The 14053-nt window shown below is 41.2% G+C and carries 10 protein-coding genes; 1 reads left to right on the top strand and 9 read right to left on the bottom strand.

Translation table 11 applies throughout. The features are described 5' to 3' along the window. Positions 1-12 precede the first annotated feature (12 nt). The 8 genes from EP58_RS17150 to sufC form a co-directional block, all read right to left on the bottom strand. Positions 13-1815 (bottom strand): glycosyl hydrolase family 18 protein, encoded by a 1803-nt coding sequence (locus EP58_RS17150; RefSeq protein ID WP_241481031.1) that lies wholly within the window; start codon positions 1813-1815, stop codon positions 13-15. Between the two features lie 658 nt (positions 1816-2473). Then, positions 2474-6007, bottom strand: a complete 3534-nt coding sequence (locus EP58_RS17145; protein ID WP_052171493.1) for an immunoglobulin-like domain-containing protein — start codon at positions 6005-6007, stop codon at positions 2474-2476. Positions 6008-6382: 375 nt separating this feature from the next. Next, positions 6383-6520, bottom strand: a complete 138-nt coding sequence (locus EP58_RS17575) for a hypothetical protein (protein WP_159106235.1) — start codon at positions 6518-6520, stop codon at positions 6383-6385. A gap of 155 nt (positions 6521-6675) precedes the next feature. Further along, a complete protein-coding gene (gene sufB / locus EP58_RS16640; RefSeq protein WP_036095092.1) occupies positions 6676-8070 on the bottom strand; it encodes a Fe-S cluster assembly protein SufB in 1395 nt (464 codons plus the stop codon). Positions 8071-8094: 24 nt separating this feature from the next. Continuing rightward, positions 8095-8538 carry a Fe-S cluster assembly sulfur transfer protein SufU gene (sufU, locus tag EP58_RS16635; protein ID WP_036065802.1) on the bottom strand — a complete coding sequence of 148 codons (444 nt, stop codon included), beginning with the start codon at positions 8536-8538 and terminating at the stop codon, positions 8095-8097. Next, entirely contained in the window at positions 8535-9761 is a 1227-nt protein-coding gene (locus EP58_RS16630) for a cysteine desulfurase (protein ID WP_036095091.1), read from the bottom strand. The genes sufU and EP58_RS16630 overlap by 4 nt, the downstream gene beginning before the upstream one ends. Before the next feature lies 1 nt (position 9762). Continuing rightward, positions 9763-11055, bottom strand: a complete 1293-nt coding sequence (gene sufD / locus EP58_RS16625; RefSeq protein ID WP_036095090.1) for a Fe-S cluster assembly protein SufD — start codon at positions 11053-11055, stop codon at positions 9763-9765. Between the two features lie 18 nt (positions 11056-11073). Continuing rightward, positions 11074-11862, bottom strand: coding sequence for a Fe-S cluster assembly ATPase SufC (gene sufC, locus EP58_RS16620; protein WP_036065799.1), 789 nt, complete (start codon positions 11860-11862; stop codon positions 11074-11076). A 364-nt stretch (positions 11863-12226) separates the two neighbouring features. Here sufC and EP58_RS16615 point away from each other — a divergent pair, with 364 nt between their 5' ends. Continuing rightward, entirely contained in the window at positions 12227-13285 is a 1059-nt protein-coding gene (locus tag EP58_RS16615; RefSeq protein WP_036095087.1) for an Lmo2079 family surface lipoprotein, read from the top strand. A gap of 33 nt (positions 13286-13318) precedes the next feature. Here the strand turns inward: EP58_RS16615 and EP58_RS16610 are convergent, their stop codons facing one another. Next, complete coding sequence (locus tag EP58_RS16610; protein ID WP_036095086.1) at positions 13319-14047, bottom strand: GntR family transcriptional regulator; 729 nt, start codon at positions 14045-14047, stop codon at positions 13319-13321. Positions 14048-14053 lie beyond the last annotated feature (6 nt).

The raw sequence follows: 14053 nt of genomic DNA, 5'->3' as shown, positions 1-14053 counted from the left end.
GTAGTTAACTTCTTACAGAACCAATTCCCATGGTCCCCATTCACCTGCACCAGGAACATCTCCTTGTGTCCACCATTTTGCTTTATACGTTCTACCTTGGTATACCGCAGTGTCTCCAGCAACATAAATGGTATCCGCTTTCCATGTATCTCCGGCTGGTAATTGGTTTACTGTTACTGACACTGCATTACTTGTTGCTGTGCTAGTTCCAGTAGCTGAACTGTCTGTGTTAGTCACAATGCAATAATAATAACTTGTGCCCACTGCGCTTGTTGGTGCATTGTATGTGGTACTTGTTGCGCCACTTATTGCTGTGCCACCAGTGTTCACTTTGCTAGAAGCCTTGTACCATTGATAGCTAAGTGTCCCTTGTGATACATTTGCTCCTATTGTAAGAGCTGATAATCCGCCCACAGTGACTGCCTTATCAGTTGGTTGAGTCGTAATTGTTGGTGTTACTGCACTACTTGTGGCGCTAACGACTACAGATACCGCATTACTTGTCGTCGTTGCAGTCTTGATTCCGGTTGCACTGTTGTCCGTATTCGTTATGACACAATAATAGTAGTTGGTGCCTTCTGTATTTGTTGGTGCATTATATGTGGCACTTGTTGCACCGCTTATTGCTGTACCGCCACTGTTCACTTTGCTAGAAGCCTTGTACCACTGGTAGCTAAGTGTCCCTTTAGATACAGAGCTCACTACCGTTAAATCCGCAGTCCCGCCTATCCTTACATTTTTGTCAGTAGGCTGACCAGAGATTGTCGGAGCTTTAGCATCTGGTGACGGTTGAACTGCATCATTTGCTGCTTTAATAATTGGAGAAATCGTGTTTACAAAGTTGTTTCCGTTCGCTTCATCCCATCCAATGGACCATGTCATAATTCCGCGGTAAGTAGGATATTTGGCAAGCAGTGTATTTAGAGCGGAAGCATAGACGGAAACGCTTTGTGCCCCATTACCTGCACCATTCGTGGAAGGAACGCCGAAAGCAACTTGATCAGGTCGTAATCCCGCAAAAGTCCCCTTATCCATCGTTACAAATCCTGTAATAAGCATCTCAGAAAGGCGCGTATATCCTTCTGCTGAGTAAACTTGGGCAAAAGGTGCACCGGCATTTGCTGATGGTTGTAACCAAGCGAAGTCACCGTTGAAACCGTTATAGTATTGTGGGTGAATATATGTCAAAATATCACGAGTGGCGTTAAGAACCGGAAGAAATGCTCCACCATTCCCTGTACTGATTGCCCCATTTTGAACATAGCAATACTCAGGAGCAGCGGAAATAATGAAATCAGATCCGTAAGTCGTTTTTAAATTACGAAGCAAATATTCAAGGTTTATGGACTGTTGGGATGTCAGGTTCCCAATTTTATCAGTACTCATAACTGCGATGGAACTACCCTCAAAGTCAACGTCAAAGCCATCAAATCCGTATTCATTAATAATATTTTTAACGCCATTCAGAAAAGTATCGCGCTGGGCAGCATTGTCCATGTGAACAACACCGTTTTGTCCGCCACAAGAAATAACAACTTTCTTACCTTGAGCCTGTAGCGTTTGAATGTCTGCTTTAAAAGCCGCTATCTGCTGAGCTTCTGTGCCTGCGTAGACTGCTGAAAGGTCCATTGATAGATTTGGAGTGTAGTAGTTCCCTTTCGTCTCAATAAATGAAACGTTAATGACATCCCAGCCAGAACTTGCTTGGGCCAATGTTTTTTTAGATCCCCCGTTACCGCCCAGCCAATAGCCTATAGTTACGTGTGGTTTAAGCTGTGTACTTGATGCCGCAGACACATGTGTTGTGAACGCCATCACAGCGGAAAGTACTAGAATAATAGCTAAGCCTGCTGTCAGAATATTTCTTTTCAATGATATGTTCATGAAAAATCCCCCTAAATATAATAATTCTTATTACCATGGTTGGATACTCTGATACTATTTCCCTTTAAAATAATTCTGTGAAAAGATTCCCTACATTAAATAAATGCTAACTTTGATAAGTAACCAGTCGATACTTTTTTCCGAATAGTTAAAACCATATTCTTTTACTCATATTCTTATTACACAATCACCCTTTCGTATCATGCTATTTTTCACTAGACTTTTCCACGTTGATAGGGAATCATCTGTGTATTAATTAACTAGTAGATGAACATATTCTCACTTCTAAAAGAATACGCTTCCATGAAGATTATTATCAAAAATTCCCATAGATTTATATTAAAATAAAGTTATATAAATGTCAATTTTAAGCGCTAATTGCTGATATGTTGGTGTAATAATTCTTTCTCCCTATGCATGGAGACATGTTCAGGTTATATATATCTACCACAAAATTGCGTAACATTAACAGATTCAGCTAGAAAGGTTAGATACGTTATTATCAAAATTAACGCTAATGCGGTGATGAAAATAAAAGAAAATGGAACATCCGTTGATACTAACCAACTTTTGTCCCATTCTCTTTAACTTATTCTATGTTTAATGCTATTCTCTTCACTTCTTGATGCTGTGCATTGTAACCAATTATACGTACAGATGCATTATTATTTGTAATAAGCGTATCCACATTTGTAAACGAATAGTTTCTAGTCTTTTTATCAACTGTCGCTGTTTGCACAATTTGCCCGCCTACTGATAATTTTACTTCTGTAATATCTTTACCGTAGTTTCCGTGGATTTTGCTATCTCCCAATGTATAGTCCTCAGTTGTCAATACATAATTATACAATGCCAAACCTGTCGTATCTATGTCAATACGGTTTATTTCTTTATATTGACTGTCTACAGCAACAACCTGTACAACATCCAATGGACTCGCGACAAAGGAAGCTATATTGGTAAACGTGTACTCTCCTGAAGACGTATTCGCTTGTGTAATTATTTTACCATTCACCCATAAGCGCACTTTGAAAACATCCTTACCATAGTTACCTGATAGCTTCTCATCTCCAATTCTGTATGTCTCTGCGGTAATTGTATTATCTATAGTTGAAGTACCAGTGAGAGTAGCTGCAATACGCTTCACTTCTGTATATTGCGTGTCCACACCAACAATTTCTACCTCATCACTTGTCATCCTGATATAACCTGCTACGTTAGTAAATGTATAACTGCCATCTGAGTTTGTTGTCGCTTGTGCCACAGCTTTACCATTTACCCATAATCGTACTTTCCAAATACTTTTACCAAATGTTCCAGTTACCGTATCACTGCCTATTTCGTAAGAGTCTACTGTAAGGGTATCATCAAACATCGATTCTCCAGATGCTGTAACTGTTATGCGGTTTTTCTCTACATACTTTGTATCAACACCAACAACTTCTATCTTATCTGTTGGTTTTATAATATAACTTGCAGCATTCAAAATTTCATATGTGCCATCTGCCTTAGTAATGGCTTGAGTCACAGCTTTACCATTTATCCACAATCTCACATAAGAAATTCCTGTGCCAAAGGTTCCAGTTAGCTTCGCATCTCCCATATTATACTGTTTTGCGGTTAAACCTTCTGGCGTTAAAACTGTTGTAATCTGTACGGCAATTGTTTTTACTAACTCTGGGTTTGATACTGAAGTTACTGTAATAACTGCTTCTCCTGCACCTTTTGCTGTCCAGTTTCCTGATGCATCCACCGTTATTACTTCTGAATCACTTGATTGATACGTTACAGCCTGATTAGCTTTAGATGGAGAAATGGTCGCTATCACCTGTCCACTATCTTGGTCGCCCGCTTGAATTTGATTCACGCTTGTTTCTATTGATGTTGCTGCCTCTTTTGGTAGTAAAGTTACATATCTATCTAAAAGCGTTGTCTTCATTGGTTCAGATAAGACATCAATAGCAAGAAGTAAATCATCTTTCACTTCTGCATAATCATTATTTACAATTAAAGGATTAGCTTGAATCATTTCCGCTAAAGTATGAATCCTGGCTACTAAGTCTTCCTCTGCATTATTTCTTAGATTGTCATTCACTAGACCTGCTTTGGTGACAGTGAACGTGTTCGTCTTTTGTGCTGTGTTCACAATTGGCAGGTTATCTACTTTCAATCTCACAGGCTCTGCATGGTATACTCGTACTTTATAACCAACCTTGATAGTAGGTGTATCTTTACTAGGCACTGTGCCTGAACCAGACATTGATTTCGTATAAATCACATTATTGTTCAAGTCTAATATTTCTAGCTTGGCATATTCTGTAGATCCAAAGTAAACATGTGGGCTGGTAGATGTTAATGCCATTGTCAATTTTTCTTTATTCAAATCAACAATAGCTGTGGCAAATTCACCGTCACCTAAACCTAAGAAATGAATCGTTTGGCTTATTAGAGGGCTTGCTTTTTTCGCAGTATAAGTGACAGTCACGTCGTTCGTTGCTTCTTTCACTCGTAAATAGTGCGTATCAAAGCTATATTTCACAGCTTTCCCTGTTGGTAAATTAATAGTATAGATTCCATTTGGCAATGTTCCAATATTTAAATCTTTGGAAGTAATCTTCACTCGTTTGATTTCTTTTGTACCGTTAGTTAGTACTAAATATTGACCTTCTAATTGCGAAAAATCGTCTATTTTCAAGTGAATCATCGCACTCCCAGAAAGCTCACTAGATGCCAATTGATCTGTGTCAACTAATGCAAAAGGTGTTTCAAGCCCTAATCTATTTTGAATTGTTGTTAGCTGAGAAGCTGGTACTAATTCTGTTATTGGTGCTACTGGTTTATAATTACGCGAACGGTTATCTTCTTGTTGTTGTGTAGACATCGTTCCTCCAAATGATAAGATGGTTGGAGTAAAATCAAAACCACTGGCTTGTCCATAATAACGGGAAATTAAATCAAGTAGGTAATGATTGCTGGGTTCATATCCAGGTGTGTTAGCCATTTTTCGATGCTCTTTGTTGAATAATATAAAGGCATCATCTCCAGCTTTATTTTGTAAAGTAACCATAGCAAGAAGCTTAGAACTTACATCCCAATTGTTAACAGGGGTATGTGTGGTTTGCCAAAGATTGATAACTCTTCTTTCCATACCAGGTTTATCTCCATAATTGTATAACCAGCCGTCTTGAAAAATTCTTGTTCCCATTGTTTTTTTCTCATAAGCAGCCGCATAAATATTATTCCACACCTCACCTACATTAAAACTACTGTCATTCATAAATGATCCTTGGTATCCATGAGCGATTTCATGTAGCCCACCCCAGCCCTTAGACAAATAAAAATCCGCTAATGAATCGCTGTTTTGTGCTGTGTGATCTCCACCATAGTAAGCAGCTCCAGCACCATGGGCGTTAGCTTTCATGAAATACTTATTAGAGATATTTTTATCTGTCGGGTTTTCAGGCGTAAATGATAGACCATCCAATTTGTTATATGTCTCAAAAACATCTGTATAATAGTCAATAAGACCATCAATAGAACTGAAATCTCTCATTCTTTTCATGTAGGCTTTGTCCTTTTTAGGAACAAATGTTTGGAAATATTTAGAGTATATCAAAGCGAATTCTGCATTCGAATTATCCCACTGTTGAAAGAATGCAGCTTCATTATCACCTTTATGATATATTGGTAATGTCTTCATCGTATTCGTTACTTTATATTCAAGAACAGGTGCTTCTTTTCCAAAAGTAGTGTCAATAAAAGGCACTGCTGTATAAGCATTGCTGACCACTTGCCAATTGGATGTAATGTTCACCGATTTCTCTTTTTGGGAATCATCATTTAATAATTCCATTGTTAACCTCTCTTGAAAATCAGGGTTGGTTTGTCTAATCTCTAGTTGAACATTAGCGGGCAGAATGATGCCTAAATCTTGCTTATCATGGTAAATCCCCTTTGAAATACCAGCATTATCTAACCATGTTGGTTTCTCTAAAACATATAAAGATTTCGTCTGTACAGAATCCGCATGCACTTGTTGCGCAAACCCTCCCAATACAATTAAAATCATTAATAATAAACTTGCTTGAATTTTTTTCATACCTGCTCCTTTTTGTAGTTTCATGATAACTACGTCCTTGTATTTTAGTCATATAATTATGTGACTCTCTCAGCATACCATCTGGGAATCAAATAAAAAATACAATATATCCACTGAATAGATAGATAACATGTAGATTCTATGACAATTTAATATAAATAGAGATACAGTATGAATAAAAAAATAAAGATTCTAGTCATTTAGACAATATCTCTAAACAGCTAGAATGCTTATTTTCTATTTTTGAAATTAACAAAGTGAACCTGAATAAAAATTGGTAACAGTATGTTTCAGACTTCCTCATAATCCTGATTATTACAGGGCCTTAGATTATCGTTATCATAACGGTAAAAAGATTCGCGTATTATCAAGTTCTTCTGTAAGGAAGAAATATATAGCTCATACATCTTCATCAATCATCATTTCTTGGTTGTGATTTTCTCTTGAAACAGCGACCAAAGCTAAACCACGGCTACTTCTAACTAATACATTGACAGCTGATGCAAAAAATCTGATCGTTTCTAAAAATTTTTTCACCAGTACTACACCTTATGTATATTGAGGAACACAAAATACGTGTCCGAGAATTTCGGACACGTATTTGCTAAACAGTTATTAATATCTATACAGATTACATGAAATAGCTTCTGAAATTTTGGTTCACAAGCTATTTGACAACCACTGCTAAAACCTTACCCAATACTACCTTCCATCTCGAACTTAATCAAACGGTTCATTTCGACGGCGTATTCCATTGGTAATTCTTTTGTGAATGGTTCAATGAAGCCCATGACAATCATTTCTGTTGCTTCTTCTTCGGTTACACCACGGCTCATCAGATAGAATAGTTGTTCCTCGGATACTTTGGAAACTTTCGCTTCGTGTTCTAAGGAAATGTCGCTATTTAGGATTTCGTTGTATGGAATCGTGTCTGATGTGGATGCGTTATCCATAATCAGCGTATCGCACTCGATGTTGGAGCGAGAACCGGCTGAGTTACGGCCAAAGTGCACGATACCGCGATAGGTTACGTTACCACCTTGTTTGGAAATCGATTTGGAAACGATGGTTGACGATGTGTTTGGCGCCAAGTGAAGCATTTTTGCTCCGGCGTCTTGACGTTGGCCTTTACCGGCAATCGCGATGGAAAGTGTCATACCGCGTGCACCTTCTCCGCGAAGATGAACCGCTGGGTATTTCATCGTTAATTTCGAGCCGATGTTTCCGTCAATCCATTCCATTGTCGCATTTTCATCACAGAAAGTACGCTTGGTTACGAGATTGTAAACGTTGTTAGCCCAGTTTTGAATCGTTGTGTAACGGCAATAGGCATCGCGTTTTACAATGATTTCAACGACAGCTGAGTGAAGGGAGTTCGTCGTGTAAACGGGTGCGGTACAACCTTCTACGTAGTTTACGCTCGCGCCTTCATCCACGATAATCAGTGTACGCTCAAATTGTCCCATGTTCTCCGAGTTAATACGGAAATAAGCTTGGAGCGGTGTATCCACTTTCACGCCTTTTGGAACGTAGATGAATGAGCCACCAGACCAAACCGCCGAGTTAAGCGCTGCGAATTTGTTGTCGGTTGGCGGGATTACTTTTGAAAAATACTCGCGGAAAATGTCTTCGTTTTCTTTGAGCGCTGAATCTGTGTCTTTGAAGACGATACCGATATCTTCTAGATCTTGCTTCAAGTTATGGTAAACTACTTCGGACTCGTATTGCGCGGAAGCACCGGCAAGGTATTTCTGCTCTGCTTCTGGAATGCCGAGTTTGTCGAAGGTACGCTTGATTTCATCGGGAACCTCGTCCCAATCGTTTACCGTGTGATCCGATGGCTTCACGTAATAGCGAATATCTTCAAATTTCAGTTCGGATAAGTCGCCACCCCATTGCGGCATTGGCATTTTATAAAATTGTTCTAGGGACTTCAAGCGGAAATCGAGCATCCACTGGGGTTCTTCTTTAATCGTCGAAATTTCGCGTACGATATCTTCTGTCAAACCACGTTCACTACGGAATACAGATGTATCTTTATCATGGAACCCGTATTTATATTCGCCCATTTCTGGAATTTCAGTCATAGTCAAGATCCTCCTTTAAACTTATTATTTCTTTCCTTCAAACTCGAAAATCGCACGTTCCATGGCTTTCCATGAAAGAGTCGCGCATTTGATTCGAGCTGGGAATTTCGCAACGCCTGATAAAGCTTCGACGTCACCATTTTCGTCGATCACATCGTGTTCATGACCTTGCACCATTTCTGAGAAGTCACGCGACATTTTGAGGGCTTCTTTTTCTGATTTTCCGATAATACTCTCGGTCATCATCGAAGCACTCGCCATCGATATCGAGCATCCGCTACCTGTGAATTTTGCGGCAGTGATAATTTCATTTTCCACTTTGAGATGGAGATGGATTTCGTCACCGCACGTTGGGTTATTCAGGTCAATTGTGACACTTTCGTCGTCGAGCGTGCCGTTGTTGCGCGGATTTTTGTAGTGATCCATAATAACTTGGCGATATAGTTGATCTAATTTGCGACCACTCATAGTCCGAAATACTCCTTTGTTAGCTTGAGGCCAGCAATAAACTGGTCGACCTCCTGCTTGGTATTATATACGTAAAAACTTACTCTGGCTGTGGAGGACGTGTCCAGCCACTTCATGAGCGGCTGTGCGCAATGATGTCCAGCGCGTATAGCCACGCCTTCTTCATCGAGCACCGTCGCAATATCGTGGGGATGTGCTCCTTCTAAATTAAACGTAATCAGTCCGCAGCGCTTTTTCGCGTCTAGTGGACCATATATCGTAATGCCGTCTAGCTTCTGCATTTCTGCTATCGCATAGGCGGTTAATTCTTCTTCATGATTGTGAATCAGGTCAAAACCGATCGTTTCCAAATAATCAATCGCGGCACCAAGACCAATCGCTCCCGCAATGTTCGGCGTCCCGGCTTCCATTTTCCACGGCAATTCTTTCCATGTCGCATCTTGCAATTCTACAAAATCGATCATTTCACCGCCAAATTCAGTCGGGTTCATCGCGTCAAGCAATTCTCGTTTCCCGTAAAGCGCGCCAATTCCAGTCGGAGCCATCATTTTATGACCCGAAAAAGCGTAGAAATCAGCGTCCAATGCGAGAACGTCGACCTTCATGTGTGGCACAGCTTGCGCGCCATCCACAACAGTAACAGCGCCAACCGAGTGCGCCAAATCCGCAATCTCGCGAACCGGTGCAATCGAGCCAATGACATTAGAAACGTGCGCAATCGCGACAATCTTCGTTTTTTCGTTGATTACTTTTTGGGCATTGGCAAGCGTAATCGTCGCGTCCGCGTCCAAATCGATATAGACAAGCGTCGCGCCCGTGCGTTTCGCCAATTGTTGCCACGGAATCAAGTTACTATGATGCTCCAAGTGGGAAATCACAATCTCATCCCCAGCCTGCAAATTCGCATCACCATAACCGTTCGCGACCATATTGATCGCCGTCGTCGTCCCGCGCGTGAAAATAATTTCCGCCGTTTCGCGAGCACCGATAAAGCGCGCCACCTTCGCACGACTACCTTCATAAGCATCCGTCGCGCGAGCAGCCAACGTATGCACACCGCGGTGAACATTCGCGTTTTCCCACTCATAATACTTCATGACCGCATCCAAGACCTGCTTCGGCTTTTGGGAAGTAGCTGCATTGTCCAGATAAGCAAGCGGTTTTTCATTGATTTCTTGCTTTAAAATCGGAAAATCAGCCTGAATTTTTTGGGTTAGCGTCATGTTAGCGCACTTTCCCTTCGATTACTTCCTTCAATTGAAGTTTCACGCTTTCGATTGGTAGTTGGCGCACCACTGGATCAAGGAAACCGTGAATAACGAGGCGTTCTGCTTCTTGTTTCGAGATACCACGACTCATTAGATAGAAAAGTTGCAACGGATCCACACGACCAACTGACGCCGCGTGCCCAGCTACTACATCATTTTCATCAATCAAAAGAATTGGATTGGCGTCTCCGCGAGCTTTTGGACTAAGCATCAATACGCGAGACTCTTGTTGCGCATCCGATTTCGACGCGCCGTGTTTAATATGACCAATACCGTTGAAAATTGTTGTCGCGCTATCTTTCATAACACCATGTGACAAAATCGTACCTAGTGAAGCCAATCCGTAATGCGTCACGCGTGTCGTAATGTTTTGCGTTTGTTTACCACGACCAACCGTCACCGTTTTCACGTCACTGACAGAGCCATTGCCCATCAAGTTCGTCGTATTTTCATTAATCGTGTCGCCATCGTTCATCAAACCAAGCGCCCACTCTACACGGCTATCATTGCCAACATGTCCACGGCGGCTAACATAAGTCGTAGCGCCACTTCCCAAGTTGTCCACCGCACCGAATTTAATTTGCGCATTATTTTCCGCAATCACTTCAGCGACAATATTCACGATACCTTTATTCTCCGCGTCAAGCGTCACATAGTTCTCCACGTACGTTACGGCGCTATTATCATCCGCAACCAATAACACATGATTCACGAGTGGAGACGCTGCGTTTCCATGTGCAAAAACCGCTTGAATCGGCTCTTTCACTTCCACGTTTTTCGGGACATACAAGAACAATCCACCATTCACAAGCGCCGTATGGAAGGCCGTCAAACGACTTTCATCCACTTTCACCGCTTCTGTCATAAAATATTTCTGCACGAGTTCCGGATGTTCCTTCGCCGCCGTGATGATATCCGTAAAAATAACACCCGCATCTGCTAACTCTTGGCTTAAATGAAGTCGCGCTGGGCGGTTATCGATTTGGACGTATACATTCGCGTCCTCCGCAATTAAAGCCTGCACACTTTCAGGTAACGCTTCGTTCGTCACACCCGTTTGAAAAGCCTCATAAGCCTCAAACTTCGTGAAATTCCAGCGATCAATCTTCGTTTTATCTACAAATGGCAATGCTAATTCTGATGCTTGTTGCCATGCGTTTATCCGTAGCTCTGTTAACCAGCCAGGCTCGCCTAAATCGCCTGAAAAAGCACGGATAAAATCATCTTTTACAGCTAAATTTTCTGTCATGATTTATCCCTCACTCTCTTATTTTTGGTCAACGGTTTCTTCTTCTTCGTCAAACTCGATACCAAGTTCTTGCTTAATCCAGTCATAACCTTCGCCCTCTAAGCGCTTCGCAAGTTCAGATCCGCCACTTTTCACGACTTTACCTTGCATCATTACGTGCACAAAATCAGGCTCGATGTAGTTCAGCAAACGTTGGTAATGGGTAATAATCAAGCAACCAAAACCTTCGCCGCGCATTTCATTAATTCCTTTTGAAACAACTTTCAGCGCATCGATATCAAGACCTGAATCGATTTCATCTAGAATCGCGATTGTAGGCTCAATCATCAATAATTGCAGAATTTCGTTACGCTTTTTCTCCCCGCCAGAGAAACCTTCGTTCAAATAACGCTCCGCCATTTCTTCGTCCATTTCCAAAATCGCCATTTTTTCGTCTAATTTGCGGATATATTGCATAAGCGGAATTTCTTTACCTTCTTCACGACGGCTGTTAATCGCAGCACGCATGAACTCGGCGTTTGTAACCCCACTAATTTCACTTGGATATTGCATGGCTAGGAATAGACCAGCACGAGCGCGTTCGTCAACTTCCATTTCGAGAACATCTTCCCCGTCAAGTTCGATTGTTCCTTGCGTTACTTCATATTTAGGATGCCCCATTATTGCTGAGGATAGTGTCGATTTACCAGTTCCGTTAGGTCCCATTATTGCGTGGATTTCCCCAGTAGAAATTTCTAGGTTTACCCCTTTTAAAATCTCTTTGCCTTCTATTTCAACATGTAAATCTTGAATTTTCAACGTTGACATTAAAAATTACCTCCTAATTTTTTCGCATTATTTTTCAGTACGTATGGTTCTAGTTTAGTATAATTCTAATCTAATTACAACTATCCGAAATACTTTCTTTTTTAAAACGTCTTACTTTGTGATGTAGCCTTGTTCTTCCCTCCATCGCTCATATTATCACTCACTCGCTGGCACTTGAGAAAATCACCATTCGCGTCCTCTACCAGTGTACCAAAATGCAACACCGAAAACACCCAAAAAGGTTTTAAAAAAGGATTGTCGAAACGAGCCCTATATGCTATGGTTATGTTAGCGTCATAATTTTGAAATATTCAAGAGTATACTTGATAATCAAGCAACAAGAATTAATGGAGGCATATTTAATATGAAGAAAGCCATCATCGCATTAACTTTGATTGTTCTATCGGTAGCTATTTTTTTAACCGCGTGCAGTTCGCCGAAATCAGAGTTCATGGCATCCTTTCGAAATATCGTAAAGAACAAACAATATACTGCTACATTCATGCTGCAACCTAAGGCAATATCCGGTTTTGAGGCACTCGACCGCTTGAATCCAGAAGCCCTAACCGCAAGCAATTTAACTGTGAAAACATCGCGTGATACAGAACGCGATTTAACCTATAGCACATTTGGCATCCATATCGGTGGTGCGCCAACGATGGATTTGACCGCGCATTCCTTCCAAAACGGGAGCACAGGAAAAACGTTTGTGCCTGTGAATGATTTTTTTGAAACAGCTGCACCCGTTACGAACATGCTGGATTTGGCGACCGATTCGGTTTACTCGAAAGTACTTTCTGAAAATGAAGATTTAAAGGGCAAATACATTGATCTACTTCAAACGTTGCAGAATGTCACGGGTCAAGTTATTGATGAAAACACGGTCGATGAACAAGCCGATCAACTCCAAGCTATCGAAGGAAAAACCGCTTTTCTTCTTTATAAGAAGTTAAACAGCTTGGATAAAAGTCATTATCAAACGGTAAATGGGACGATTAAACTCACGCTTAACAAGAAAGAACTCGCAGAATTGGCCAACGCTTGGCTGGAAGAATTCCATTCCAATCAGGATTTTATTAGTATTTATGCAGAAATAGCTGGCCTGACGGAATCTCAAGCGAAAGAAGGCTGGGAGAATCGTAGTAGCGAGATGCAAGACGCATTGAAAAGCCTGATTCAGAATAAGAAAATACAGCTTAGTACTATCATGACGGTGTACCCCGATTCTGATAAAGGCGTCAAGAAGCTCGTGATGGCCTTCGATTATGCCAATCAGGATAAGCAGCAGAAGCTAAAATTCGATTTTACGATGAATTTGCTAGATTTCGAGAAAATACCAACACCACCAACGAAAGAGGATATCCTCACGAAAAAAGAACTCGATAACGTGATGACGGACATCATCCGCGCCCAACGAAAATAGCTATGGCACATGTGCCATAGCTATTTTCTCATTTTACCGTCTCGCAATATTCACCGTCGTAAACACGAATTTATCATAGCGGTGGCGCGACTTCGAATACTCAAACGCCATCCCATTATTCAAATAAACCGTCTGCTCGACTTCAATCACGGGATCCATCTCCGAACAATCAAGGTAATCAAAATCGAGTTGCCCAGGCTTATCCGCTCGAATTTGCTTATAAGAACTGGCGATTTTCAAGTTTAACCGTTCGCGAATATACGTATAAATCGAATGCTCCAAAACTTCTTGCGTCACGCCCGGAATCAACGCAACAGGCATGCACGTGTGCTCCAAAACATAAGGCTCACCGTCCACAAGTCGCGCCCGAACAATATCGTAAATCGGCGTTTCCAAATCAATATTTAACCGCTCCGCTACATACTTATCCGGAAACGTCACCTGAAACTGCACGATCTTACTTGCCACATCGCGTCCTTCCAACAACTTCGTAAAGCCGTTCACTTCCTGGCTATGAATATTCAAGCGGTCCATATCCAGCGCAGACTTAATAATAAACGTCCCATGCCCGCGCTTTCGATACAGCAACCCTTCCAAAACAAGAACTTCCAGTGCCTTCTTCATCGTCATGCGACTACAATCAAATTCTTTGGCAAGCGTCATCTCATCCGGAATCGGTTTATCAAGCGGATATTTCTTCGCGAAAATACGCTTTTTCAACTCCTCCGCGATAAAACTATATTTAGTCTGATTATTGGCCATGACGCT

Source organism: Paenilisteria newyorkensis (genome assembly GCF_000766145.1).
GTDB classification, from domain to species: domain Bacteria; phylum Bacillota; class Bacilli; order Lactobacillales; family Listeriaceae; genus Listeria_A; species Listeria_A newyorkensis.
This window is presented reverse-complemented; position numbering and strand designations above follow the sequence as displayed.

Bases quoted from the DNA above. Each gene is read 5' to 3' on its own strand.
- EP58_RS16610 (WP_036095086.1), bottom strand. From the start codon at position 14,047: ATGGCCAATAATCAGACTAAATATAGTTTTATCGCGGAGGAGTTGAAA.
- EP58_RS17150 (WP_241481031.1), bottom strand. From the start codon at position 1,815: ATGGCGTTCACAACACATGTGTCTGCGGCATCAAGTACACAGCTTAAA.
- EP58_RS17145 (WP_052171493.1), bottom strand. From the start codon at position 6,007: ATGAAACTACAAAAAGGAGCAGGTATGAAAAAAATTCAAGCAAGTTTA.
- sufB (WP_036095092.1), bottom strand. From the start codon at position 8,070: ATGACTGAAATTCCAGAAATGGGCGAATATAAATACGGGTTCCATGAT.
- sufU (WP_036065802.1), bottom strand. From the start codon at position 8,538: ATGAGTGGTCGCAAATTAGATCAACTATATCGCCAAGTTATTATGGAT.
- EP58_RS16630 (WP_036095091.1), bottom strand. From the start codon at position 9,761: ATGACGCTAACCCAAAAAATTCAGGCTGATTTTCCGATTTTAAAGCAA.
- sufC (WP_036065799.1), bottom strand. From the start codon at position 11,862: ATGTCAACGTTGAAAATTCAAGATTTACATGTTGAAATAGAAGGCAAA.
- EP58_RS16615 (WP_036095087.1), top strand. From the start codon at position 12,227: ATGAAGAAAGCCATCATCGCATTAACTTTGATTGTTCTATCGGTAGCT.
- sufD (WP_036095090.1), bottom strand. From the start codon at position 11,055: ATGACAGAAAATTTAGCTGTAAAAGATGATTTTATCCGTGCTTTTTCA.